General features: G+C 51.5%; 1 protein-coding gene. It reads left to right on the forward strand.

The genetic code is table 11. From position 1 onward, the window contains the following. Window positions 1–532 (forward strand): isocitrate lyase/PEP mutase family protein (locus tag HHU12_RS34810; protein ID WP_169661249.1); only part of this gene is annotated, 532 nt, incomplete at both ends.

Consider the following 532-nt stretch of genomic DNA (forward strand, 5'->3'; position numbering starts at 1 on the left):
GGGTATGAAGATGGCGAAGAGATGAGTTTTGACGAGCTGTTTTATGTCGTCTCACGCATCAAAACCGTTAGCGAACTGCCGTTAAGCGTCGATTTAGAGGCGGGCTACGGCGCGACAACCAGCCACATCATTGACAATATCCGGCGTCTAGCGCATCTCGGCGTGAGTGGAATAAATCTCGAGGATAGTCATGTGGTGGATGGTACGCGTCGTCTTGACGATGCGGAGCGCTTTGCCGTCAAACTGCAGGAAATAACCCGCGCCTGTCCCGGTCTGTTTGTTAATGTCCGCACCGATACCTTTCTTCTCAACGTACAAGATGCGCTGGTTCAAACGCTCTATCGCGGTCAACTCTACGCCAAACACGGCGCATGCGGTTTTTTTGTGCCTTGCGTCACCCGCGCGGAGGATATTACCGCCATCGTTCACCACGTGCCTTTACCCTTAAACGTAATGTGTATGCCTGAGCTGGCTGACTTCAGCACCTTATCGACACTGGGCGTAAAACGAATTTCGATGGGCAATTTTATTT

Origin of the sequence: Flammeovirga aprica JL-4 (assembly GCF_012844305.1) — a bacterium.
GTDB classification, from domain to species: Bacteria; Bacteroidota; Bacteroidia; order Cytophagales; family Flammeovirgaceae; genus Flammeovirga; species Flammeovirga aprica.